The sequence below is a fragment of the Microbulbifer mixtoriginis (SeqCode) genome (assembly GCF_052467945.1).
Genome location: NZ_CP174328.1, coordinates 2,977,539 through 3,000,931 on the forward strand (window position 1 = coordinate 2,977,539; position 23,393 = coordinate 3,000,931).

The following is a 23,393-nucleotide window of genomic DNA, read 5'->3' on the forward strand; positions in this document are numbered from 1 at the left end:
TAACCTGCGGCCAGGTTCAATCTACCTGGCTTCTTTCACTTAACTAAGGAAAAGATTTTGAGCCTAAAAAAAGACAAACAAAAAGTCCTCGGTGAAGTATTTGACGAGGAGCGAATTGCCGGTTTTCTGGTGGGGGAAGCACCAAAAAATACCAACCGGGATTTCCATTTACTTGAACGCGCCTACCGCAGTATGAAAGCGGAGAGTTTTGCCACTTTTGTACAACTATTTCTCGCCGAAGGTCATGACCTCAACAGTATGGATCCGGATGGAAAAACCTTATTAACCCGCATTAGTGAACACCGCCAGAGCAGCGAGTACATAGAAATACTAAAAGCCGCCGGTGCTAAACACTGATTGGCCGCCGCGCACCTGCGAGAGGTAACTTTATGACTTCAAATCCAGTCCATGGTATTGACGCGCTAATGCGCGGCGCCCGCCTATTAACCAAGCGTGAACTACGCCCCTTTATCCTGGTCCCCCTGCTGATCAACCTAGTGTTATTTATCGTGATCAGCGGCATCATGATTACCCAGCTCGGTGGTCTCAGTGAGTTTATCAGCAGTCTGCTGTCACACACCCCAGTGGACACTACCAATATGTCCTGGTGGGAAGCCGTGATGGCCAAAGGTGCCGCCTGGACCGCCAGCGTTTTTCGTTGGCTCGCCTGGATCATTGCAATTCTGGTGTTGTTTTTATTTTTCCTCGCCTATGGCTATTTGTTTGGGATAATCACCAATATTATTGCGGCTCCTTTTAATGGCCTTCTGGCCGAGAAAGTTGAAGAACTTCTCACCGGTAAAGCACCTCCTGCTGAACCAATGATACAGATGGTATGGCGTACACTGGGACGGGAACTGCGCAAGTTAGGTTATTTTATTTTCTGGGGAGTGATCATTTTTCTGATATCCACAGTAACCAGCTGGACCATAATTATCCCTGCCGTATTAGCTGCAGTTTGGGGTGCCTGGTGTATGGCAATACAATACGTTGACTACCCTCTCGATAACCACCAGCGTCCTTTTGACGAACTAAAGAGCGTACTACGCAGGCGCAAACTAACCAGCCTCGCCTTTGGTGGAAGCGTAATGCTGGCCAAGATGGTGCCCATTTTGAATATCTTCGTAATGCCTGCGGCAGTGGCAGGGGGTACCGCACTCTGGGTAGAGCGACTGCGCAGGGAGGGAGATCCTGGCACAAACTCTCACCAATACCCAGCCTAGATAGAAACAAGGTAATTGTCTGTCTCTTGATCTCTAGATGAATGCTTCTTTGACTCCAGTGAGTGGCAGAATGAGTCTGCTTCTCACTAAAAATGCATCACACTGGCTAGGCAGTTACTCACCCACCTAATTATTAGTACAAGCGTTAATGAATATCCTAATGATTACCAATGAATTCCCACCCTCCATCGGTGGGGTTCAGACTCATGTGCTCGAACTCTCTAGAGCGCTTGCCAAGCTTAATCACTCAGTACACGTACTGACCAGAAAGCCTTATGAGAACACTCCCGAAACTGACTGCTTTGACGATGTAACTGTTGAGCGCCTGAAGTTGCCAGACAGTCACCTACTCTACGACTGGCTATTACGCAGAAAAATTCACCAACAAGTACGTGAACGTAAAGTTGACATTGTGCATGTGCACGGCATGCGTCCTTTAAATGCCTGCAAGGGGCTAGATGTTCCCGTTATTTTCACCAATCACACCTCCTCATTTGTCAAAAGAGCACAAAAAGGGAAGAAAGCGCTCAAGAAGATGCGCAAACAATTGGATATTACTTCTAGCATACTTGCTGTCAGTGAAACCCTTATTGCCAACACTAGAGAAACGGGTTACCAAAAACCGATAAGCTTTACCTGTAATGGTGTAGATACTTCTGTATTTCATCCGGGAGAATCCTCCCTCAGAGAACAATTATCGATTCCAGAAAGTGCTTATGTTATTGCTATCGGCTGCCGACTCGAACGGGTAAAAGGTGTGCGTTTTTTGGCTGCGGCAGTTGCAGCGATTGATGACCCCCAACTATATCTGGTTGTTGCTGGCGAGGGTAAAGAGTCAGCAGAAATTAAAGAGTTACTAAAAGATAAAATAAGCTCAGGACACGCACACTTTCTCGGTAATGTCAGCAACAAGGAGATGTCAAACATTTACCGCGCCGCAAACGCCTCTTCGCTGCCTTCTTTTATGGAGGGAATGAGTATCGCCGGCCTGGAGGCAATGGCCTCGGGACTCCCCCTGATAGCCTCAAATGTTGGCGGCACGCCTTATATTGTCAACGATGGCATTACAGGCATTTTGACAAGGCCTGGCTCTGTGGAAGATCTACAAGGAGCCATTAAGCAACTAATGAATGACCGAAATTTGAATAATCGCATGGGGAATGCCGCGCTTGCCGTGGTACAAGAGAAATTCAGCTGGGAGAAAGTTGCCAACCAAGTACTCACTCACTATAAACAGTTGACTCGCAAATAGAAAACCAGCTGGTATAAGAAAGCACTTTTAGTAGAAATCAGCTGCGAAGAGACCACAACCGGGGCACATCAACTGGCTTATCCTTAATTACGGGGGACAAGCATCTCATAATTCCTTCAAGCTCACGTAATAACAATGGGTTTTCGAGGTACTCTCCCATCAGGCTTTGCAGAGACTCTCTTAACAGAGCATCGCGCAACTGTTGGGGATGCCTCACACCGGCAGATAGAATCTGCGGTAACCAAGAGGATAAATCCTGCAGGGTTAAATAGTCATTTCCCTCTTCGGGATATCCAGAAAAATCATCACTAAATGCCAAACCCGAAGAATGTTTGAGGAAATGACTATTAAGCGATTTATTACAGCACTCAAATCGTCTAAAGAAGCGCTCTGCCTCAACTTTTGCAGGGAAAGGCTCTGAAACTTCCAACCTCATCATCGGCTTGATTTTTTTAATCTCCGACTTAGAAACGCCAAGCTCTATTAGCTTATTAGTTAACAGAAATTCCTTTCGACCGACTCCCTCATTCACACGAACAGATGGGATGCAAAAATTCACTCCAAGCAATGAGCAAAAATCACTAACCACATCGCCTTCACGCAAGAACTCAGCAGAGAAATCCCGCACATTCAGGGCAGTTCCCCCAAAAACTGCAGCCCATATTTTTAACTTTGAAAAATAGTCAAAATACACCATTAAGTCAGTATTGAGATGTGGGAAAGCACCTTCGCAATGCCCAAATAACAAGCTGGAGGGGCTGACATCAGGTGCTGCCGCCCGTGCAGCCTGCCTTTTAAATGAGAATGCCTGTAAATCCTGCCGTCGCAAATAAACAACGACTTGGCAGCGGTCAAAAAATCTTCGACACTCCTTGTAGAGACTGTCAATATCTTCAAACGTATGCAGAAAACAAAGGTGCTCCGCAGACACAACGACATTATCACCGCGACTTGATGCCAGTAAGTCACTAAGCCGCCGGTTCAGACGATAGGACATTCGACCATTTTTTTTCTGGAAATCGACAGTACGAGAGGAACTCCCCTTTTTCCCCAAGGAAAGAAACTCTATACCTTTTGAACTTAATAGTTTGGTGGATTGTTTTAGAGCAAGCTGCAGTGCACTAGAGCCAGTTTTATGAAAACCGATATGAAGGAAGAGAGTTCGCATTCGAATACTTTTTGATTTTACATAGGTAAAAAAACATCCGAATGCAAGGCTGCGTCAAACATCTGAACAAATGAGGCAGCCCACGGAGTGAAAATCCCAACAACAGGAAAAATCTATACCAGTGTAGTTCAAGGATAGAAAAGGGAGGTCAGAAGAGGGAAAAAGGCAAAAACTGATGCACTCATTACTTATTGAGTAGATAAGGTATGTTTCCAATTACTAGAAACGCCAATAGGCCTTTAGCGGCCTATTAGCTTAAATGGAGTCAATGGCGAGAACGCCCCCGGCCACCACCGCGACGGTTACCGTGCCCTCCACGATGGTCCCTATCACCACCACTGCGACGCACTTCGACTCTCGGGGGCTCCTGTAGTAGCTCTTCGGGTGGGACTTCACATTTGAGCTTCTGTCCCAGTAACTGCTCGATCGGCTCCAGACGCATAGCATCATCTTCACAGGCAAAGCTGATCGATGTTCCAGTCTTGCCAGCACGACCGGTGCGGCCGATGCGATGAACGTAATCCTCAGGCTCTTCAGGAAGCGTGAAGTTCACCACATGACTAATGCCATCGATATGGATACCGCGCCCGGCGACATCCGTGGCTACCAACACCTTGGTTTTACCCGACTTGAAGTCGTCGAGAGTGCGTACACGCTTGTTCTGTGCCACTTCGCCGGAGAGTAGACCGGCGGAAATGCCGTGGGCGAGCAGGTGTTCATGCAAGCGGCGACACTGGTCGCGGCGGTTGGCAAAGACAATCAGGCTGTCCACCTCATCTCGCTGCAAAATATTGTAGAGGAGTGCGTACTTCTCCTCACTAGCGGCCAGATAGACATGCTGCTCGACGGAATCGGTAGCAACCCGTTCAGGTTCAATTTCTACCACTACCGGCTCTTCGGTCCATTGCTCCACTAAGTCATCGACTTCGGGGGTGAAGGTGGCAGAGAAAAACATGGTTTGGCGATGAGTCTTGCGAGGTGTCTGGCGTACAATCCTACGAACCTGGGGAATAAAGCCCATATCCAGCATGCGGTCGGCCTCGTCGATCACCAGCACTTCCACTTGATCCAGGAAGCAATCGCGGTTGCCGACAAAATCCAACAGGCGCCCCGGTGTCGCCACTAGAATATCCACTAATCGCTCATTCAGATTGCGCTGTTGCTTATCGTAATCCATCCCCCCCACCAGGGTATGGATTTCCAAGTCGGTGTATTTGCACAACGACTTGGCATCATCGGCGATCTGCATTACCAACTCGCGAGTGGGAGCGATGACCAGGGCGCGGGCTTCACCGGCGTAGCGCTCACCATCAAAGGGATGACGCAACAGATCATCAATGACCGTAATTAGGAAAGCTGCGGTCTTGCCAGTGCCTGTCTGGGCCTTGCCCACCAGGTCGTGGCCATTCAGGGTGTGAGGTAGAGAATGGCCCTGGATTGGCGAGCAGTACTGGAAACCCAGGTCGTGAATACCGCGCATTAGCTCCGGCGGCAGGCCCAAGTCATGGAAGCGGACCTTGCCCTCTTGCTCTGGAACCTTGAAATCACCCAAGGACCAGGGCGTTGCCGAGGCCTCCGCCTTAGGAGAGCGAGAACGCTGACGTCCCCTCTGGGAACTTTTGCCGCCGCTCCGGCGCGAACCTCCCTCGCTCTGGCCAGACTTCCCCTCGGCTTTTTGGCCCCCACGAGGCTTTTTAGAGGGATTCTGGCCACTTTTACGCTGCTGGGAGTGCTCGTCTCCCTGGCGGGGAGTCTTCTCCTCAGAGGAGGAGGAACGGCGGAACAACTTTCCTATCAAGTGAAATACTCGCTCAAATGTTCAAATAATCGGCGAGTATACCACCACTCTAGGTGGATTCTCGCCCACTACAGTGGCGGCACAGCCAATAATCAATACTAAAGAAGCGCCCCGCCCCACTACATAACAGTGCCAACAACATAATGAAGTAGGTCGCAGAAAACTCTATGCCGTTCTTCAGAACAGTAAAACTACCCTTCTCGGATAACCACTCATAGTTGCCGTGCTCTTTTAGGAGTTCTATAGCCTTCTCTTTGCGAGTGATGGCTTCATCAATCAGGTCCTCGCGCCACTCCCAAGGAGCAACCAGAGTTTTATCAGGCAGGGCTGACCACCCATTCTCCCAGTGTGCGGTAAACGCCGCCACCGCCATCACAAACATTAAGGGGATCGCCACCAACCTAGTGGCAAACCCCAGTAGGATGGCAATACCACCAAAAAACTCCGTCAATGCCGCTGCCCAAGCCATAAACAGTGGTGCCGGCAGGCCAAGACCCCAGTCGGGGTTACCAAACCAAGCGGCCACACTACTGATATCCCCCATTTTATTGAGGCCCGCCAAAATAAAAATCGGCGCCAAATAAATCCGTAGTGCCAGAGGCCCGAGCCAGTCGATTTTCTGCACCCAATGCACAAAGCAGCCATACCAACGACCCAGGGTATTCATAACAGAACCATCCTTTTCACTCTCTTTTCAGTATATGTGTTCACTTTAGTCGAGCGGCCCAGGCATCTCTTACACTGCCTCCAACTAAGCTTGTTCTTCCGAATCGCGGAATGGAGTAAATGCATAGTGAATACCTACGTACTGGTTCATGGCCTATTTCTCGGGGGATGGTGCTGGGGCCCCGTAGCCAGGCTGCTGACTGCCAACGGACACCGGGTATTCACCCCCACCCAGACAGGCCTGGGAGAGAGACATCATTTACTTTCACCCACAATAGGTATGGATACCTTTATCCAAGACCTGGTGAACGTAATCGAATTTGAGGAATTAAACCGGGTGATTTTAGTGGGGCACAGCTTTGGGGGCATGGCGGCCGCCGGCACCGCTGACGCACTTCCCGAGCGCATTCGCCATCTCGTTTACCTGGATGGTGCCATTCCCAATCCCGATCACGCTTTTGCCGAACAACTACCGCAAGATATCCTCACACAACGCCTGGCAGAGGCAAAAGAAATTCACGGCACCCGCTGTTTTTTACCGATAGATCCGGCGCAAATGGGAATTAAGAAGCAGGATGTTCAAAATTGGCTGCGCCGGCGTATGACCCCTCACCCCGTGAAAACTTATTTGGATCCCATCCAAATGAGACTCCCACCCGAGCAAGGACCGAGCTGTACTTTTATTCGCTGCACCAAGCCCTACTACCCCCCAGCCAATGTAAGCGGTGAGCGCGCGCAAAAGATTCTCGGCTGGCACTACCGAGAAGTTGCCGTCAGCCACGGTTGTATCTTTCTCACACCGCACAAAGTCGCCAGATTATTGCAGGAAATTCCTCTGTAGCCGCTGGGAGAAAACATGATTTAGCCGTAGAATATTCCGCCTTTATGGCGACGGGAAATTCTTGCTGTCAGCTCCCATCCAGCTCCCCCGCTCTGCTTTAAAGATCATTTGGCACAACCGACTGCCTCAATAACATTTTCTGCCCAGCCCCGGCTGAACTTGGCTGATATACCAAAATCATCGACAGGCTCTGCCTTAATAAACTTGGTTTTTCCCTTGCTCAAGATTTATCGACGCGCCATCTCCACCGAACTCTCCCACCTCACCACTCTGGGGGGGCCCTTAGTAGTCAGTAACTTGGCAGTGGTGAGCATGGGCGTTGTGGATACCATTGTCGCCGGTAACGCTGGGGAGGTAGACCTGGCCGGCTTGGCGCTGGGCTCAAGTATTTGGGCTGTATGCGCAGTTACCCTGATCGGCCTGCTCGCTGCAGTATCCCCGGTTGTTGCCCACTTGCGCGGAAGTCGCGATGAGGAAGGTTGTGCTGCCCAGTTACACCAAGCTCTCTGGATTGGCTTGATCGGCGGCATATTAGTGCTACTCGCCCTGCTCGCCGTGCCTGTGTGGAGCCAGTGGATCAAAACCGAGGAGCCTGTTCGACAGGTTTTACAGGGTTATATCCTGGCACTCACGGTAGGCACCCTACCCTTTGCCCTCGGAACCGCACTGCGCGGCTATTGTGAGGGTATGGGACAGGTGCGCCCAGTCATGCGTATTTATCTGGCCGCCGCCCTGCTCAATATCCCCCTGGACATTCTCTTTGTATTTGGCGCCGGCCCTATACCAGCTATGGGCGGTGCCGGCTGTGGCTGGGCAACCGCAGCGGTAAGCACCCTGATTGCTATCGCCCTGTTTTGGCATGCCGCCACAGATCCGGTATACCACCAACTCAAGCTAAAACTGATACCGCCCAGGCCCAACTGGCCCATTTTGAAACATCTTTTGGCTGTAGGGCTGCCAGTATGTGTCGGCGCTGCCAGTGAGGTCACATTTTTTGCCAGCTTGACGATTCTGCTCGCTCCCTATGGCGCAGCCATAGTGGCAGCGCATCAAATCGGCATGAGTATCGGCTCGATTTTTTACCTGGTAGCCCTGGCTCTAGCCCAGGCCCTGAGCATCCGTACGGCTCACTTACTCGGCCAGAAGCGCCCCAAGCGGGCACTGTTTGCCGGCAAGGTGGGGATTGGTAGTGGCGTCGTGTATGCCCTCGGAACAGGTGTACTACTGATCACCTTTCGCCACCTGTTTGTGCAGGCTTATACCAACAATGCGGAAATTATCGCAGTGGCAACCAACCTACTACTGCTCTGTGCCGCCTACCAATTTGTAGACGCCGCTCAAGCCATGGCCTGGGGAGCACTGCGAGGTTATAAAGACACCCGCGTTCCCATGTATATACAGCTGTTCTCTTACTGGCTGGTAGGGCTCTCCAGCGCCTATTGGCTGGGCGAAAACTTCTGGGGCGTTTATGGCTATTGGACTGGTGTCTGTATCGGCCTGGGCACCGCCTCGATCCTATTGGCGCTTCGACTGCGCCGAACCAGCCGCAAAGCCATTGCCAAAACCTGGGGAATACAGGTTGGTTCACATTCCCAGGGAACGCTTTGACTATACTGGCGCTCCAAGTCTCCAAGCGTGCCGGGCAACAATAATAACCGGCACCGCCCGCACAAGCAGTTAATCGGAGTTACCCAATGATCCCGCGCCTTTTCCCCAGCAGGCCCCGGCGCCTGTTGAGCCTTGCCCTGATTTTGGCCTCAGCCCAGGCCTGGGCAGTGAGTGCCACCATCGGCGAGCAAGAAAAACCCAACGTGAAGGCACAGGAAAAAGAGCAGGAAGGCGTCATCTCAAAGGCGGAAAACTTGCAATTGGACCAGCCGGTGATTACCGAGCTGGGCCCACCCACTGGCGCCGCGGAACCAATTATTGATACGCAGGCCAATGGGGAAGCCCCCCCTCAGAAATCACTGCCCCAGGCGGAAAATCTGCAGTTAGACCAGCCCATCAATGAACTGGAAGCACCGCCTTCAAATAAAGAGCCGCAAACCAGGCCTACAGTAGATACATCCACTCAGCCAGAATCATCCCCTACCGGCAATATTTCTATAGAAGTGGAAAAGGCCAAACCCCTGCGCTTGCTCGGTGCCGAGGTAACCCCGGCAACCTCCACCCGCCTGGCCTGGTCTCCCAGTCAACACTTTGAGGGTGTCTACAGCCCCACCGCCGTCCTGGTTGTCAACGGTGCCAAACCGGGACCGGTACTTTGCCTGACCGCAGCGGTCCATGGAGATGAATTAAACGGCGTAGAAACGGTGCGCAGGGTCATGTACGACCTCGATGCTGAACAGTTAAGTGGCGCGGTAATCGGCGTGCCTATCGTTAATCTGCAGGGCTTCCACCGCAGCTCACGCTACCTCACCGACCGCCGCGACCTGAACAGGCACTTCCCCGGAGACCCTAATGGCTCCTCTGCCTCACGGATTGCCAACTCCTTTTTCCACGAAGTCATCAGCCACTGCAATGCAGTGGTAGACCTGCACACAGGCTCTTTTTACCGCACCAACCTGCCGCAGTTACGCGGCGACCTCACCAACCCCAGAATCGTGAAAATGACCAAGGGTTTTGGCTCCACTGTGGTACTCCACAGCGCCGGGGCCAAAGGTACCCTGCGTCGCGCCGCGGTGGATGCGGGTATCCCCACCGTAACCCTGGAAGCCGGCGCGCCGATGGTGCTGGACGAGCGCTCCGTTAGCCACAGTGTGAAAGGGATTCGCACCCTGCTTAACCAACTGGGTATGGTGAGCAAGTTCCGCCTATGGGGTGATCCCGAGCCCGTATACTACAACTCCACCTGGCAGCGGGCCTCCACTGGCGGCATTATTTTTAGTGAGGTTCAGTTGGGAGAGTTTGTGCGCAAGGGAGATCTACTGGGCACAGTGACCAATCCCATCACCAATGTGCGCACAGAAATTCGCTCGCAGCACAACGGCCGTATTCTCGGCATGGCGCTGGATCAGGTGGTGCAACCTGGCTTCGCCGCCTACCACATCGGTATCCAGGCTCCGCAGGAACAAATCAGCCCGCCCGAAGAGGTCATCCCAGAAGAGACGGCTGCACAAAAACCCCAATCTCCAGATGCCCAAAAAACAAGAGTATCCGACAATAGCGCCGCGGACCTCCAAGGGGACGAGGACTAGCCCGCTACTGCGGGCCACTCACTTTATCGATAACCCTTGGGCTGGGCTGCTCCAGGGGCTCCGGTTGTAAAGTGATATGCTCGATATCAAAGCGCTTGGTCAGGGTCCTCCTCAAGCGCTCCAACACCGCGGGCCAAGCACTTAAATCATCCACCACAATGTGTGCCGACAGAGAGATGGTGCTGGAATCCAGACGCCAGATATGCAGATCGTGTACTGAGCGCACACCTACCTCCGCGGCCAGGGCTTCCCCCACAACTGGCAGGCTCAATTCCCGAGGAACACGCTCCATTAGCACATCCACCGCATCACGCAGCAGACGCACACAAGAAATCAAAATCAGAAAACAGATCAACAGCGATAACAGCGGATCAATCGGCACCCAGCCAGTAAAGTAAATCACCGCACCCGAAGCCAGGGCGGCTACTGAGCCGAGCATATCCCCCATCACATGAAGCAATGCGCCGCGAATATTGAGCGTGCGCTCGCCACGCAGTAGCACCCAAGCCGCCAGAATATTGATCAACAGGCCCGCCGCAGCTATCAACATCACCGTACTGCCGTGCACCGGTTGGGGGTTGCGCAGGCGGTTGATCGCCATAAAGGAGATTCCCACAACAATCAGCAACATAATCAGGCCATTCGTCACTGCTGCCAATACTTCCGCACGCCCCCAGCCAAACGACAATTCACGGTCTGCGGGCTTTTTTGCCAGCACCGCAGCAATAGCACCCAGTGCCAGGGCAAAAGTATCCGTGAGCATGTGGGCGGCATCCCCGAGTAGCGCCAGGGAGCCCGACAGCCATCCACCGATGGCCTCAACAATTGAAAAACTAAGCGTCAGAATCAGAGCAATAATTAGCGGGCGGAGGGCGCCATTTCCATTGCGATGGTGAACGTGATCGTGCATGAGCTCCCTCCCTTTTAAATCCTAGTAATACCCGCCCGGCTAGTTTTTTCGCCCCAGGGTTATGCGCTCCCAGCCGGAATAGTCTTTGCGACTCTCCACCGCTCTGTAACCGGCAGCAATAAAAATTTCCCATACGGATTCTGCCTGCTGCCAACCGTGCTCTACCATCAGCCAGCCGCCGTCTTGCAGAAAACTTCCCGCGCAATTGGCGATTTCTTCAATATCCGCCAGCCCATGGCGCTCAGCCACTAGCGCAGAGTGTGGCTCGAAACGCACATCGCCCTGGGCCAGATGAGGATCCGCTGCATCGATATAGGGGGGATTACTGACGATCAGGCCAAATTGCTGGGGCGGCAACTGGGCAAACCAATCACTTTCCAGGATCTGCACATTGGTGAAACCGAGGCGCCTGCGGTTATCCTCCGCTAACGCCAGGGCAGCGGGAGACTTCTCCGCCGCAATAATCTGCCATCCCGGTTTTTCCGAGGCCAATGCCAGGGCAATTGCCCCGCTACCAGTACCCAGGTCGAGTGCGCGCAATTTCTCTTGAGGGCAGAGTTCCAGCGCGGCTTCCACCAGCAGTTCGGTATCCGGGCGGGGAATTAATGTAGAGGTATCGACCCTCAAGGTGAGAGACCAAAACTCCCGCTCACCGGTCAGGTGAGCCACAGGTTCACCATCTTTACGACGCGTCAGCAGTCCATCGAACTCACTCTGCTCACTCGTGCTCAGCTCGTACTCCGGCCAGGTATACAGCCAGCTGCGCTCACGACCGAGAATATGTGCCAACAGGACCTCTACGTCGAGTCGCGCTGACTCACTGTCGATAAGTTCAATACTACGGGCGAGATTATCCTTCACACTGCTCATAGGAAAACGCTACCCAATATCGCCATACAACACGGCAACTACTGTCCCATCGCCGCCAGCTGATCCGCCTGGTGTTCGGTACGCAGCGGCTCAATCACCTCTTCCAGGGCACCCTGCATCACTTCATCGAGCTTGTACAAGGTCAGACCGATACGGTGATCGGTTACACGCCCCTGGGGGTAGTTGTAGGTGCGAATGCGCTCGGAACGATCGCCGCTACCCACCAGGCTACGACGGGCATCAGAGATCTCCTGTGCAGCAGCCGCCTCCTGCTCGCTGGAAAGCTTGGCCTGTAATAGTGCCATCGCCTTGGCCTTGTTTTTATGCTGGGAACGCTCGTCCTGACACTCCACCACGATGCCGGTGGGTAGGTGCGTCAGGCGCACAGCGGAGTCGGTTTTATTGACGTGCTGACCACCAGCTCCCGAAGCGCGGTAGGTATCCACACGCAGATCGGCCTTATTGATCTCGATCGCATCGCGCTCGTCTGGCTCCGGCATTACCGCCACGGTACAGGCGGAAGTGTGAATACGCCCCTGGGATTCAGTTTCCGGCACTCGTTGCACACGGTGTGCACCGGATTCAAACTTCAGCCTGGCGTAAACATCTTCACCGGCCACACGGGTGATAATCTCTTTGTAACCGCCGTGCTCGCCAGCATTCTCACTGACAATTTCAATACGCCAGCCCTGTTTTTCGGCATAACGCGAGTACATACGGAAAAGATCGCCGGAAAAGATCGCCGCTTCGTCACCGCCGGTGCCAGCGCGAATTTCCAGGAAGACATTCTTGCGGTCATTGGGGTCCCGGGGCAGCAGCAGGGTTTGCAGCTCGCGCTCCATGGGCTCCACCTGGACCTCTGCCTCACGCAGCTCCTCCTGGGCCATTTCACGCATCTCGGGGTCGCTCTCGCCAAGCATTTCCCGCGCCGCAGCCATATCCTCTTTCAGCTGTTTGTAACGGCCGTAACACTTGACCACTTCTTCCAGCTCGGAGTACTCCCGCGATAGCTCACGGAACTGATCCTGATCGGAAATTATGCTGGCGTCACCAAGCAGCGCGGAAACTTCTTCGTGGCGCTCCTGCAGATTCTCCAGCTTGTTCAATAGGGATTCTTTCATTTCTGTTTTTTCTCTAATTCGGTATCGGCGAGATCATCGAGCCCCACCACTTCGCGGGCGATACGCAGCCGCTCCAGATCGCCATCCGCAGTCGCTTTTTTCAGGCTGATCGTGGGAGCATGGATCAATTTGTTGGTCAGTGAACGGGCCAGCTGCTCCAGCAGACGCCTGGGGTCATCGCCCTTATCGAGCTGCAGCAGTACCCGCTCAAGTTCGGTGCCACTTATCTGCTGTGCGCGCTGGCGGTAGCTGCGAATCGTGTCCACCGCTCCGAGAGCACGCCCCTCTTTGGTAAATTCCGCCGCAGCGCTATCTACAATTTCCCCGGCGGCCTCAGCGGCGCGTTCGCGGGAGCGCATCCCCTCATCGATCACGCCGCGCAGATCGTCAACACTGTACAGGTAGACATCGTCCAGTTCGCCGACCTCGGTTTCAATATCCCGTGGCACCGCGATATCCACCATAAACATGGGGCTGTGACGGCGCTTGCGCAGCGCGGATTCCACCGCCCCCTTCCCTAAAATCGGCAGCTGACTGGCGGTGGAGCTGATCACGATATCGGCGCGGGACAAGTGCTCGGGAATATCTGCCAACAGTATCGCTTCAGCACCGAAATTTTCCGCCAAAGACTGCGCGCGACTCAGAGTCCGATTAGCCACGATCAGCTGCTTAATGCCCTGATCTAACAGGTGGCGCGCCACCAGTTCCACCGTCTCACCGGCACCGATCAGCAGCGCAGTCTGTTGCTTCAAGTCGGTAAAAATACGCGAAGCCAAGGATACTGCCGCATAGGCAACAGAGACGGGGTTTTCACCAATCGCCGTCTCTGTGCGCACCTTTTTCGCCACGGTAAATACCCGTTGGAAAACCCGGTGCAACTCGCTGCCGACACTGCCAGACTCCCGCGCCACCGCATAGGCGGACTTGATCTGGCCAAGAATTTGCGGCTCCCCAAGGACCAGTGAATCGAGCCCACAGGCGACGCGCATCATATGGCGCACCGCCGCCTCACCACTGTGGATATAGCTGCAACCTCGCAGCTGCTCCAGCGGTACCTGATGGTACTCGGCCAGCCACTGCAGCAGCGGCTCCGCCTCCACATTGCCGTAGATTTCGGTGCGATTACAGGTGGAAAGAATGGCGAGTTCCCGGCAGTCGAGCGCCTTGCGCGCATCCCCCAGGGCACCGGACATCACCTCGGGTGCAAAAGCGACCCGTTCGCGCACCTCGATTGGCGCACTGTCGTGGTTGATCCCCAGGGTAACAATTGGCATAGAATTCCGTCGGCTAAATCTAGAGGCGCGTCATCCGCATTCGGGGCGCATTTTCACGGGCCACCGCTTTGCTTGCAAGCTGATGAGGCGGTTTAATTATGCGCTGATTTGAATAACCGGCCCAGGGCCCGCGCTCCAGAAGCGGATTCACGGCTAGAATTATATGGCGATAAACGTTTAAAACACGCCACTCTGACACTGCATCCCAGTAGCAGCCATGTATGGATACGATCTATGCTTCCACCCCATCGTCCGCTCCCCCTCCTCAAAAACCAAACTCTATCACTCGGTGCGCTCTGCCTATCCTTCGTCTACCTACTGAGTGCCTGCGCCCAAATACCGCCTGAAACGGCAACCAATGAGGAAACCGAGCCTTCAGCTCGGGAGCAGCACCGCGATGAAGGGGCGGCCGCCGCCGGGGAGGATGCAGCGCGCAGCTTCCCCATAGATACGTTTTACACACTGTTGGTAGCCGAAGTCGCCGGTATACGCGAACAGTACGATGTGGCCCTGGCCAACTACTACCACCAGGCTGAAGTTACTAAAGATGCAGGCGTGGCAGCGCGTGCAACCCGCATCGCACGCTTTCTCAATGCGCGTCAGGCCGCACTGCGTTCGGCACAGTTGTGGGCTGAGCTGGAGCCGGACAATGCGGATGCCCAACTGGCACTGACCGCAGAGCTCACCTTGTCTGGAGAGTTTTTAGAGGCCATGAAACACGCTGAGAGAGCGCTCGCTCTCGGCGGCAAAGCACCGATGCAATCCCTCGCAGCCACCGCCATCGGCCACCAACAACTCGATGAACAACTTCGTGCAGAATTTGCCCGGCTGGCTGGGGTTTACCCCAATAACGAGGAAGTCGTTATGGCCTATGCCATGGTATTGCGTGATGCGAAGCAGTACAGGCGCGCCCTCGCACTGGTACGCCACATTCAGGAACAACACCCCGAACAAATCGATGCACCGCTGCTACAAAGCCATCTTTTGGTGGACTTGGATAGGCGCAACGAAGCCATTCAGTTATTGGAAAATTTAGTCAAAATTTATCCAGATGAAACCCGCCTGCGCCTACAATACGCGCGCCTGCTTATTCGCGAAGACCTCAATCTTGCTCGCCAACAATTCGCCGAATTAGTCAAACAGCGTCCAGAGGACGGCAACCTGATTTTATCCCTGGCGTTGATTCACTATGAAACCAACCAGCTCGGTGAAGCCAAACCCCTACTCGACCGCCTACTGGAACTAAAACAACACGAATCGGCAGCACACTTTTACTTGGGCGGACTCGCGCAAAAGCGGGGTGACAACGACACTGCCGCCGCTCACTTCCAACAAGTGCAACCCGGCAACGATTACGTGGAGGCCATCACCAAGGGCACCAAGCTACTCGCAGCCAGCGGTAAACACCGTGAGAACAACCTGTGGTTTGCCAAGTTGCGAGAGCGGCACCCCGGACAGGTAGAACATTTTTTCCTGATGGAGGTCGAACTGCTGCGCAGGAATGGTGAGCCACAGATGGCCCTACAAGTGGCAGACCAGGCCATTTCTAAACTGAATAACAGCGGCCGCCTGATGTATAGCCGCGCCCTGCTCAACGACCAGCTGGGCAATGCCGCAGCGTTTGAGAAGGACCTGCGTACACTACTGGAACGCGACCCGGATAACGCCACGGTATTAAACGCACTGGGCTACAAGCTGATCGACGATGAGGCCCGCCGCCAGGAGGCCCTGCAACTTATCAGCCGGGCTCTGGAGCTGGAACCGGAGGATCCAGCCATTATCGACAGTATGGGCTGGGTGCAGTACCGTCTGGGGAATTATCGCGACGCGGAAAAATATTTGCGCAAAGCCCTGGAAAAACTGCCGGATCACGAAATCTCTGCCCACTTGGGTGAGGTACTCTGGGTCCAGGGGGATCGCGAAGCGGCCCTCAAAGTCTGGAACGATGGGCTGGCCGCCAATCCAGAGAGCAAAATTATTCCGGCTGCGATGAAACGATTGCAAATCAAAGAAACACTGGAACAACATGTATCCGACAACTGACGCCGCTACCCGTAAGTTTTATTTTCTCCTGGCAACAGCACTGACTCTGCTGATCTCCGCGTGTGCTGGCCAAAAGACCAAAGAGCCCGTTGCTCAGGAGCCCCCCGGCGAAACTGCGGCCCCCACTTCGGTAGCCCAGCTCAAACAGTGGACTATCAAAGGAAAACTCGGCGTGCGCTCTCCGGCAGATAACGGCAGTGCCAATTTGACCTGGCAACAGAGTGGCCCGCAAAATTTTCGTATTCACCTAAGCGGCCCCTTGGGTGCTGGTACCACGATAATTTCCGGTTCCGCTGGCGGTGTCAGTCTGGTGCGCGGCAATGAAGCGCCGGTAGTCGCCCGCGATGCCGCCCAACTCACTCAGCAAACTCTGGGCTGGCCACTGCCCGCAAGGGAAATGTTCTACTGGGTACGCGGTCTTCCCGCGCCCGGTCCAAGAGGCGCTGAAAAACACAACGGCCAGGGCGAGCTACAGAGCCTGCAACAATCCGGCTGGTCGTTGCGGTTCAGCGATTATCGCCAAAACGGCCCTTACCTACTTCCCACACGTATTAAAGCCCAGACCAACGGTGCCGCCGGGCCGGTACAAGTCACTCTGGTAATTAAGGACTGGGCTTTTTAAATGCCGAAGCCCCGGCATGCGGGTATGATGCGCCCAACAGAATTAACCGGCCCAACATTCCCGCATGCTAACCTTACCCGCCCCCGCAAAACTCAACCTGATTCTGCGTATACTCGGCCGTCGCCCCGACGGTTACCACGAACTACAAACCCTCTTTCAAATACTCGATTACGGCGACAGTCTTGAGTTCTCCCTGCGGGACGACGGCATTATCCGTGTGGATGCAGGCGCTTTTGATGTTCCCGAGCAGGACAACCTGGTTTACCGCGCAGCTCTATTGCTACGCAAAAATGTACAGTGGCAGAATAAATCGCTTCCCGGTGCAGATATCCGCCTGAGTAAAAAGTTGCCACACGGTGGCGGTATCGGCGGCGGCAGTAGCGACGCAGCCACTACTCTGCTCGGTCTCAACTATCTGTGGCAGTGCCATCTATCCATCGATACCCTCGCCGAGCTTGGCCGGCAACTCGGCGCAGATATTCCAGTATTTGTGCGAGGGCAAACCGCCTGGGCCGAAGGTGTTGGAGAAAAACTCACACCACTTTGCACAGAAAAACACCACTATTTAGTCCTTGCTCCCGGTTGCCAGGTGAGTACCGCAAAAATTTTTTCCGATTCCCGTTTGACAAGAGATTCCGACGCAATTACATTAGCGGCCCTTCGCGAGGGGCAGCTCAATGAAACGCCACTCAGCAGTAAAAAACTGGAAGCTTTTTCCGGTAACGACTGCCAGGAACTTGTTGAGAGTCTCTACCCTGAAGTTCGCGATGCCCGAGAGTGGCTGCAGCAATTTGCGCCAGCACAACTCACCGGCACCGGAGGTTGCGTTTTTGCCGCCTTCGAAACTGAGCAAGCAGCCCGATCGGCACTTGCCAGGCTACCGCGAAAATGGCAGGGTTTTGTTGCGGCCGGTGTACAGATTTCACCGACACATCAGCAGCTCGCGAAATTAACCTCAAGCAATTGAGGAAAGATACTGGGGCGTAGCCAAGCGGTAAGGCAGCGGGTTTTGATCCCGTCATGCGAAGGTTCGAATCCTTCCGCCCCAGCCATTTTCCTTTTATACAGTGGCACCAGCAAAAACCGGTTCCGACATGTTTCAGTCGACACTGACCCAACCGGCCGAGGCCACTCGTAGCGGGCTACAAAAAGCCTACCCCCGAATTCTAAAGAATAATGTCGAAGGCAGTTTTGCATGCAACTCCCTGCCGTCGACCCGGAGGCTTTCCGAATATCAAAGCAACCACCTGGGTGACCAGGAGCCACGGCCAGCACATTTAACAGCTTCGCTATCCGCTCTATCGCCCCCTATAAAAAGTGGTGCTATCGCATCCTAACTGCTAGCAAATTATGCCGGCATCTACACTTCAACTCACTTCAAGACAGAATTAAAGGAACTCGCAGTGGCTGACTTAATGGTCTTCACCGGCAACGCAAACCCGGAACTGGCGCAGAAAATTGTCGACCATATGGCGATCCCCCTGGGCGAAGCCACGGTCAAGCGCTTCTCCGACGGCGAGATTGCAGTTGAAATTACCGACAACGTGCGCGGTCGCGACGTTTTCGTAGTGCAATCCACCTGCCAGCCCACCAATCGAAACCTGATGGAGCTAATCCTACTGGTTGACGCCCTGCGCCGCGCCTCAGCCGGCCGCGTTACCGCAGTGGTTCCCTACTTCGGCTACGCCCGCCAGGACCGTCGCGTGCGCTCCCAGCGTGTCCCAATTTCCGCAAAAGTGGTTGCCGATATGATGGTGAGCGTGGGTATCGACCGCGTGCTGACTGTCGATCTGCACGCCGAGCAGATTCAGGGCTTCTTCGATGTGCCTGTGGATAACGTTTACGGCTCTTCCGTGTTGCTCGACGATATCGAGCGCCAGAAGTACCAGAACCTAGTTGTGGTATCCCCCGATATTGGCGGTGTTGTTCGTGCCCGCGCCGTGGCCAAGAGCCTCGACTGCGACCTAGCCATCATCGACAAACGCCGCCCCGCCGCCAACGTTGCCGAAGTGATGAACATCATCGGTGAAGTTAGTGGCCGCACCTGCCTGCTGGTAGACGATATGGTCGACACCGCTGGCACTTTGTGCAACGCCGCCAACGCCCTGAAAGAACACGGCGCCGAGAAAGTTGTCGCCTACTGTACCCACCCAGTACTGTCCGGCAATGCCATCAGCAACCTGAACAACTCCGTTCTGGATGAGCTGGTGGTTACCGACTCCATCCCCCTGGGTGACAAAATGGAAAAGGCTCCAAAAATTCGCCAGCTGACCTTATCTGCCATGCTGGCCGAGTCCATGCGCCGTATCAGCAATGAGGAATCCCTCTCTGCGATGTTCCGCTAAGGACTCCATCGGCAAATAGAAAAGTGCCCCGCAGCAGCGGGGCACTTTGCGTTTGGGACTGATTCCCGTAGAATACGCGCCCGCCCGGCACTGCCGGGCTATTACTTCTGGGCAAGCGCCCAATTTACACTAACGCCAGAGCGGTCCGGTCGCAGGTCTCTCTGGACAGACAACCCGAGGTTTTACCCATGTCTGATATCAAACTGAACGCCATTGCCCGCAGCGATGAAGGGAAAGGTGCGAGCCGCCGCCTGCGTCGCCTGGAAGGCCGTGTACCCGGCATCGTTTACGGTGGCGAAGTTGAGCCGCAATCCGTATCCCTGCTGCAAAAGGACCTGTTCAAGGCCCTGGAAAACGAAGCTTTCTTCTCCTCCATGCTGACCATCGACGTCGACGGCAAAGAAGAGAAAGTTATTCTGCGCGATCTGCAACGTCACCCTGCAAAGCAGCTGCTTCTGCACATTGACTTCCAGCGCGTTTCCGCCAGCACCAAAGTACATGTGAAAGTGCCCCTGCACTTCCTCAACGAAGAAACCTGTAAAGGCGTTAAGGCCGGCGGCATCGTTTCTCACACCCTGACCGAGCTGGAAGTAAATGCTCCTGCCGGTAAACTGCCCGAGTTCATCGAAGTGGACCTGGCGGACCTGGAACTGGATGGCATCCTGCACATCTCCGACCTGAAACTGCCGGAAGGTGTTGAGTCTGCGGATCTGAGCCACGGCGAAGACCACAACCTGGTTGTAGCTTCTATTCACAAGCCTCGCGGCGCTGTTGAAGCTGAAGCCGAAGAAGCTGGCGAAGGCGAAGAGTAATCACCTTGGCTGCGGCACCGGATACTCCGATCCAGTTGATTGTCGGCCTGGGCAACCCCGGGCCGGAATATGACCGGACAAGACATAACGCCGGTGCCGACTTTGTTGTCGAACTGGCACGCCGCCATGGCACTCAGCTCAGCTCCGACAGCAAATACCACGGCCTCACCGGCCGTGTGCGAATCGGCAACCGGGTAGTCCGATTGCTGATTCCCACCACCTATATGAATCGCAGTGGCCAGGCTGTAGGCCCGCTGGCGAACTTCTACAAAATTCCCCCGGAAGCCATATTGGTCGCTCACGATGAGCTGGACCTGGCCCCCGGTATCGCGCGCCTGAAAGCTGGCGGCGGTCACGGCGGACACAATGGCTTGCGGGATATTATTGCCGCTCTGGGCAACAACCGGGACTTTATGCGCCTGCGACTCGGCATCGGCCACCCCGGTAGCGCCAGCGAAGTGGCGCGCTTTGTCCTTCAGCGCGCCCCCAGGGCGGAACAGGAAACTCTGGCTGACGCCATCGATCACTCGATCGACGTGCTACCCACCGCCGCCAGCGGCGACTGGGGCGCAGCCATGAAAACGCTGCACACCGCCAAATAGATCCCACCGGGCGGCTTGCCTTTTGCCCCGGAAATCTCGATAGTGTGCTGCGCCAAATTGCCGGTATTTTCCCGGCTGGCCCGGATCATTCGGAGGCCGCGCTACCCAGCCCGCCCAGACTCCCGCCAGCGCAATCACTACCGGACTTCAAACGCAATTAGCAGAGCGCGCGCTACGCGCCTCAGGCAAACGGAAAAATATCACCATGGGTTTTACTTGCGGTATTGTCGGCCTGCCTAACGTGGGCAAATCCACCCTCTTCAATGCATTGACCAAGGCGGGAATCGACGCAGAGAACTTCCCCTTCTGCACCATTGAGCCGAATGCCGGTGTGGTACCTGTGCCGGATCCCCGCCTCGACAAGTTAGCGGAGATCGTCAAGCCCCAAAAAGTGATTCCAACCACCATGGAGTTCACCGATATCGCCGGACTGGTTGCAGGTGCCTCCAAAGGCGAAGGTCTGGGCAACAAATTCCTCGCCAATATCCGCGAGACCGATGCCATCGCTCACGTTGTACGCTGTTTCGAAGACGACAATGTCATCCACGTGGCCAATCAGGTGCACCCGGTATCCGATATCGAAGTAATCAACACCGAGCTGGCACTCGCCGACCTGGACACTGTGGAGAAAGCTCTGCAACGCTTTACCCGCGCCGCCAAGGGGCAGGACAAGCACGCCATCAAGATGAAAGCGCTGCTGGAAAAAATCCTGCCACACCTGAACGAAGCCAAGCCGCTACGCTCCTTTGGCCTGTCCGAAGATGAACTGACGGACCTGCGTGAACTGAGCCTGCTCACGGTGAAGCCCACCATGTACATTGCCAACGTGCACGAAGACGGTTTCGAAAATAATCCGCACCTGGACGCCGTTGCCGCCATCGCCGCTGAAGAGAACGCTGTACTGGTACCCATCTGCAACAAGCTTGAAGCGGAAATTGCCGAACTGGACGACGATGAGAAGCAAGAATTCCTGGAAGAACTGGGTATGGAAGAGCCGGGCTTGAACCGTGTAATCCGCGCCGGTTACCAACTGCTTGGCCTGCACACCTACTTTACCGCCGGCGTGAAGGAAGTGCGCGCCTGGACCATCCCGCTAGGTGCCACCGCACCCAATGCCGCCGGCAAGATCCATACGGACTTTGAGAAAGGCTTTATCCGCGCCGAAGTGATTAGCTACAGTGACTTTGTCGATCACAATGGCGAGGCTGGAGCCAAAGACGCAGGCAAGTGGCGCCTGGAGGGTAAAGATTATGTTGTCGCTGATGGTGACGTAATTCACTTCCGCTTCAACGTCTAATCCCCCTGCTATCTATCCTTCGCCTCCCCACCCCGGGGAGGCTGTCTCTGCGGCGTAAGATCCATGGCGCAATCAAACTGGAAAGTCGGCCTGCCTTTGGCATTGACCACCGTCTTTATGTGGGCAGCCCTGCCCATCGCCCTCAAAGGCCTTTTGGAACACATCAGCCCTGAGACCGCCACCTGGTATCGTTTTGCTGGCGCGGCGTTGTTGGCGGGACTCTACTACGGGCGTGCACGGCAATTGAAATTAAAGGCACTGTTCAGCCGCAGCCTGCTGCTGTTCACCCTACTCGCCGTGGCCGGGCTGCTGTTGAATTACCTCACCTATGCCAGCGGCCTAAATCACATCACCCCAGGTGCGGCACAGATCGTGATCCAGCTGGCCCCGCTACTACTGCTGATCTCCAGTGTTCTGTGGCTTAATGAACGCTTTTCTCCGAGACAGTGGGCCGGTGTGGCCCTAGTGGTGATGGGGCTACTGTTATTTTTCAACCAGCGCCTCGCCGAGCTGGGGAGCGGCGCCGATAGTGATTACCTGCTGGGGCTCGGATTGATCCTGATCGCCGCGGTATCCTGGGCGGTATATGGCTTTTTCCAGAAGAAAATCCTCAGCCGCGCCACACCCCAGGACTTGCTGGTATTGATTTATATTGCTGGCACCCTGTGCTTCCTACCCATGGCAGATCCACTGGATGTCACCCATCTGGGCTGGCTGGACTGGCTGCTACTTGCATTTCTTACCGCCAACACACTGATCGCCTATGGCGCCTTTAGCAAGGCCCTGGCGCACTGGGAAGCCTCCAGTGTCAGTGCCACTCTGTCACTGGTACCAGTAATCACGCTGCTGTTCAGCACCCTGGTGAGCAGTATCTGGCCCGATTACATCGCGGTGGAGCCGCTTAACTGGATCAGCTGGAGTGGTGCCGCTGCGGTGGTACTGGGTTCCGCCCTCGCCGCTATCCGTTCCGGGCATCGCGCCACGGGCTCTGCGGCTCCAGATGAAAAAAATCGCTAACTACCTGAAAAGAATACAAAAAAGTGTTGACACACCCAGCCCATCGATTAATAATGCGCGCCCTCGGGACAGCCGAGACAACAAAAGAAATGGCAAGGTAGCTCAGCCGGTTAGAGCGCAGCACTCATAATGCTGAGGTCGGGAGTTCGAGTCTCCCCCTTGCTACCATTTCAAATCACAGAGACTATTCTTTGTGAACCTTGAAACTGGGGCGTAGCCAAGCGGTAAGGCAGCGGGTTTTGATCCCGTCATGCGAAGGTTCGAATCCTTCCGCCCCAGCCATCTTCCAGAATTTATCCCGCAGGCCCGAATCAGGGCAGCACTCGAAGCCAGAT

At 54.7% G+C, this 23,393-nt stretch carries 21 protein-coding genes and 3 tRNA genes; 17 read left to right on the forward strand and 7 right to left on the reverse strand.

What is annotated here, in order from left to right:
- Positions 1-57: 57 nt before the first annotated feature.
- The 3 genes from ACJJIJ_RS13105 (at position 58) to ACJJIJ_RS13115 (ending at position 2,475) form a co-directional block, all read left to right on the forward strand.
- Positions 58-357: a PA4642 family protein gene (locus ACJJIJ_RS13105; RefSeq protein ID WP_252083016.1), complete on the forward strand. Its 300-nt coding sequence runs from the start codon at positions 58-60 to the stop codon at positions 355-357.
- 32 nt (positions 358-389) lie between these two features.
- Positions 390-1,223, forward strand: coding sequence for a sulfate transporter CysZ (gene cysZ / locus ACJJIJ_RS13110; protein WP_252083017.1), 834 nt, complete (start codon positions 390-392; stop codon positions 1,221-1,223).
- 160 nt (positions 1,224-1,383) lie between these two features.
- Complete coding sequence (locus ACJJIJ_RS13115) at positions 1,384-2,475, forward strand: glycosyltransferase family 4 protein (protein WP_252083018.1); 1,092 nt, start codon at positions 1,384-1,386, stop codon at positions 2,473-2,475.
- 37 nt (positions 2,476-2,512) lie between these two features.
- On the opposite strand, the gene ACJJIJ_RS13120 is transcribed toward ACJJIJ_RS13115, so the two are convergent.
- From ACJJIJ_RS13120 to ACJJIJ_RS13130, 3 genes are all read right to left on the reverse strand, one after another.
- The gene (locus ACJJIJ_RS13120; protein WP_252083019.1) at positions 2,513-3,643 is read right to left on the reverse strand and encodes a hypothetical protein; all 1,131 of its coding nucleotides are present in this window, start codon (positions 3,641-3,643) and stop codon (positions 2,513-2,515) included.
- A gap of 265 nt (positions 3,644-3,908) precedes the next feature.
- On the reverse strand, positions 3,909-5,441 hold the full coding sequence (rhlB, locus tag ACJJIJ_RS13125) for an ATP-dependent RNA helicase RhlB (protein ID WP_444937577.1): 1,533 nt from the start codon (positions 5,439-5,441) through the stop codon (positions 3,909-3,911).
- 49 nt (positions 5,442-5,490) lie between these two features.
- On the reverse strand, positions 5,491-6,108 hold the full coding sequence (locus ACJJIJ_RS13130; protein ID WP_444937578.1) for an HvfX family Cu-binding RiPP maturation protein: 618 nt from the start codon (positions 6,106-6,108) through the stop codon (positions 5,491-5,493).
- Between the two features lie 126 nt (positions 6,109-6,234).
- On the opposite strand from ACJJIJ_RS13130, the gene ACJJIJ_RS13135 reads away from it, so the two are divergent.
- From ACJJIJ_RS13135 to ACJJIJ_RS13145, 3 genes are all read left to right on the forward strand, one after another.
- Entirely contained in the window at positions 6,235-6,948 is a 714-nt protein-coding gene (locus ACJJIJ_RS13135; protein ID WP_444884017.1) for an alpha/beta hydrolase, read from the forward strand.
- Between the two features lie 216 nt (positions 6,949-7,164).
- Positions 7,165-8,556, forward strand: a complete 1,392-nt coding sequence (locus ACJJIJ_RS13140) for an MATE family efflux transporter (protein WP_444937579.1) — start codon at positions 7,165-7,167, stop codon at positions 8,554-8,556.
- A gap of 86 nt (positions 8,557-8,642) precedes the next feature.
- Positions 8,643-10,145 carry a succinylglutamate desuccinylase/aspartoacylase family protein gene (locus tag ACJJIJ_RS13145; RefSeq protein WP_252083024.1) on the forward strand — a complete coding sequence of 501 codons (1,503 nt, stop codon included), beginning with the start codon at positions 8,643-8,645 and terminating at the stop codon, positions 10,143-10,145.
- A gap of 4 nt (positions 10,146-10,149) precedes the next feature.
- Here the strand turns inward: ACJJIJ_RS13145 and ACJJIJ_RS13150 are convergent, their stop codons facing one another.
- The 4 genes from ACJJIJ_RS13150 to hemA are packed head-to-tail and all read right to left on the reverse strand — an operon-like array spanning position 10,150 to position 14,320.
- Positions 10,150-11,055: a cation diffusion facilitator family transporter gene (locus ACJJIJ_RS13150; protein WP_252083025.1), complete on the reverse strand. Its 906-nt coding sequence runs from the start codon at positions 11,053-11,055 to the stop codon at positions 10,150-10,152.
- Positions 11,056-11,094: 39 nt separating this feature from the next.
- A complete protein-coding gene (gene prmC, locus ACJJIJ_RS13155; protein ID WP_444937580.1) occupies positions 11,095-11,925 on the reverse strand; it encodes a peptide chain release factor N(5)-glutamine methyltransferase in 831 nt (276 codons plus the stop codon).
- A gap of 38 nt (positions 11,926-11,963) precedes the next feature.
- Positions 11,964-13,046 (reverse strand): peptide chain release factor 1, encoded by a 1,083-nt coding sequence (gene prfA, locus ACJJIJ_RS13160; RefSeq protein WP_252083027.1) that lies wholly within the window; start codon positions 13,044-13,046, stop codon positions 11,964-11,966.
- Positions 13,043-14,320: a glutamyl-tRNA reductase gene (hemA, locus tag ACJJIJ_RS13165; protein WP_444884013.1), complete on the reverse strand. Its 1,278-nt coding sequence runs from the start codon at positions 14,318-14,320 to the stop codon at positions 13,043-13,045. Before hemA ends, prfA begins: the two co-directional genes overlap by 4 nt.
- A 234-nt stretch (positions 14,321-14,554) precedes the next feature.
- Between hemA and ACJJIJ_RS13170 the strand changes: the two genes are divergently transcribed.
- The 11 genes from ACJJIJ_RS13170 to ACJJIJ_RS13220 all read left to right on the forward strand — a co-directional run bounded on the left by ACJJIJ_RS13170 (position 14,555) and on the right by ACJJIJ_RS13220 (position 23,340).
- Positions 14,555-16,363, forward strand: coding sequence for a tetratricopeptide repeat protein (locus ACJJIJ_RS13170; RefSeq protein ID WP_444937581.1), 1,809 nt, complete (start codon positions 14,555-14,557; stop codon positions 16,361-16,363).
- Positions 16,347-16,985, forward strand: coding sequence for a lipoprotein insertase outer membrane protein LolB (lolB, locus tag ACJJIJ_RS13175; RefSeq protein WP_444884011.1), 639 nt, complete (start codon positions 16,347-16,349; stop codon positions 16,983-16,985). The genes ACJJIJ_RS13170 and lolB overlap by 17 nt, the downstream gene beginning before the upstream one ends.
- A 64-nt stretch (positions 16,986-17,049) precedes the next feature.
- A complete protein-coding gene (gene ispE, locus ACJJIJ_RS13180) occupies positions 17,050-17,952 on the forward strand; it encodes a 4-(cytidine 5'-diphospho)-2-C-methyl-D-erythritol kinase (RefSeq protein WP_444937582.1) in 903 nt (300 codons plus the stop codon).
- 10 nt (positions 17,953-17,962) lie between these two features.
- Positions 17,963-18,037 (forward strand) — tRNA-Gln (locus tag ACJJIJ_RS13185).
- A gap of 363 nt (positions 18,038-18,400) precedes the next feature.
- A complete protein-coding gene (locus ACJJIJ_RS13190; protein WP_286037025.1) occupies positions 18,401-19,330 on the forward strand; it encodes a ribose-phosphate pyrophosphokinase in 930 nt (309 codons plus the stop codon).
- A 188-nt stretch (positions 19,331-19,518) separates the two neighbouring features.
- On the forward strand, positions 19,519-20,142 hold the full coding sequence (locus ACJJIJ_RS13195) for a 50S ribosomal protein L25/general stress protein Ctc (RefSeq protein ID WP_252083033.1): 624 nt from the start codon (positions 19,519-19,521) through the stop codon (positions 20,140-20,142).
- A 5-nt stretch (positions 20,143-20,147) separates the two neighbouring features.
- A complete protein-coding gene (pth, locus tag ACJJIJ_RS13200) occupies positions 20,148-20,744 on the forward strand; it encodes an aminoacyl-tRNA hydrolase (protein WP_444937583.1) in 597 nt (198 codons plus the stop codon).
- A 205-nt stretch (positions 20,745-20,949) separates the two neighbouring features.
- Entirely contained in the window at positions 20,950-22,041 is a 1,092-nt protein-coding gene (ychF, locus tag ACJJIJ_RS13205; protein ID WP_252083035.1) for a redox-regulated ATPase YchF, read from the forward strand.
- Between the two features lie 63 nt (positions 22,042-22,104).
- Positions 22,105-23,058: a DMT family transporter gene (locus tag ACJJIJ_RS13210; protein ID WP_444937584.1), complete on the forward strand. Its 954-nt coding sequence runs from the start codon at positions 22,105-22,107 to the stop codon at positions 23,056-23,058.
- Between the two features lie 91 nt (positions 23,059-23,149).
- Positions 23,150-23,226, forward strand: a tRNA-Met gene (locus tag ACJJIJ_RS13215).
- Positions 23,227-23,265: 39 nt separating this feature from the next.
- Positions 23,266-23,340: transfer RNA gene (locus ACJJIJ_RS13220), tRNA-Gln, on the forward strand.
- Positions 23,341-23,393 lie beyond the last annotated feature (53 nt).

Excerpts from the sequence above, each read along its gene's own strand:
- cysZ (WP_252083017.1), top strand. The coding sequence starts at position 390 with ATGACTTCAAATCCAGTCCATGGTATTGACGCGCTAATGCGCGGCGCC.
- ACJJIJ_RS13115 (WP_252083018.1), top strand. The coding sequence starts at position 1,384 with ATGATTACCAATGAATTCCCACCCTCCATCGGTGGGGTTCAGACTCAT.
- ACJJIJ_RS13120 (WP_252083019.1), bottom strand. The coding sequence starts at position 3,643 with ATGCGAACTCTCTTCCTTCATATCGGTTTTCATAAAACTGGCTCTAGT.
- ACJJIJ_RS13130 (WP_444937578.1), bottom strand. The coding sequence starts at position 6,108 with ATGAATACCCTGGGTCGTTGGTATGGCTGCTTTGTGCATTGGGTGCAG.
- ACJJIJ_RS13145 (WP_252083024.1), top strand. The coding sequence starts at position 8,643 with ATGATCCCGCGCCTTTTCCCCAGCAGGCCCCGGCGCCTGTTGAGCCTT.
- ACJJIJ_RS13150 (WP_252083025.1), bottom strand. The coding sequence starts at position 11,055 with ATGCACGATCACGTTCACCATCGCAATGGAAATGGCGCCCTCCGCCCG.
- prmC (WP_444937580.1), bottom strand. The coding sequence starts at position 11,925 with ATGAGCAGTGTGAAGGATAATCTCGCCCGTAGTATTGAACTTATCGAC.
- prfA (WP_252083027.1), bottom strand. The coding sequence starts at position 13,046 with ATGAAAGAATCCCTATTGAACAAGCTGGAGAATCTGCAGGAGCGCCAC.
- hemA (WP_444884013.1), bottom strand. The coding sequence starts at position 14,320 with ATGCCAATTGTTACCCTGGGGATCAACCACGACAGTGCGCCAATCGAG.
- ACJJIJ_RS13170 (WP_444937581.1), top strand. The coding sequence starts at position 14,555 with ATGCTTCCACCCCATCGTCCGCTCCCCCTCCTCAAAAACCAAACTCTA.
- lolB (WP_444884011.1), top strand. The coding sequence starts at position 16,347 with ATGTATCCGACAACTGACGCCGCTACCCGTAAGTTTTATTTTCTCCTG.
- ispE (WP_444937582.1), top strand. The coding sequence starts at position 17,050 with ATGCTAACCTTACCCGCCCCCGCAAAACTCAACCTGATTCTGCGTATA.
- ACJJIJ_RS13190 (WP_286037025.1), top strand. The coding sequence starts at position 18,401 with ATGGTCTTCACCGGCAACGCAAACCCGGAACTGGCGCAGAAAATTGTC.
- ACJJIJ_RS13195 (WP_252083033.1), top strand. The coding sequence starts at position 19,519 with ATGTCTGATATCAAACTGAACGCCATTGCCCGCAGCGATGAAGGGAAA.
- ychF (WP_252083035.1), top strand. The coding sequence starts at position 20,950 with ATGGGTTTTACTTGCGGTATTGTCGGCCTGCCTAACGTGGGCAAATCC.
- ACJJIJ_RS13210 (WP_444937584.1), top strand. The coding sequence starts at position 22,105 with ATGGCGCAATCAAACTGGAAAGTCGGCCTGCCTTTGGCATTGACCACC.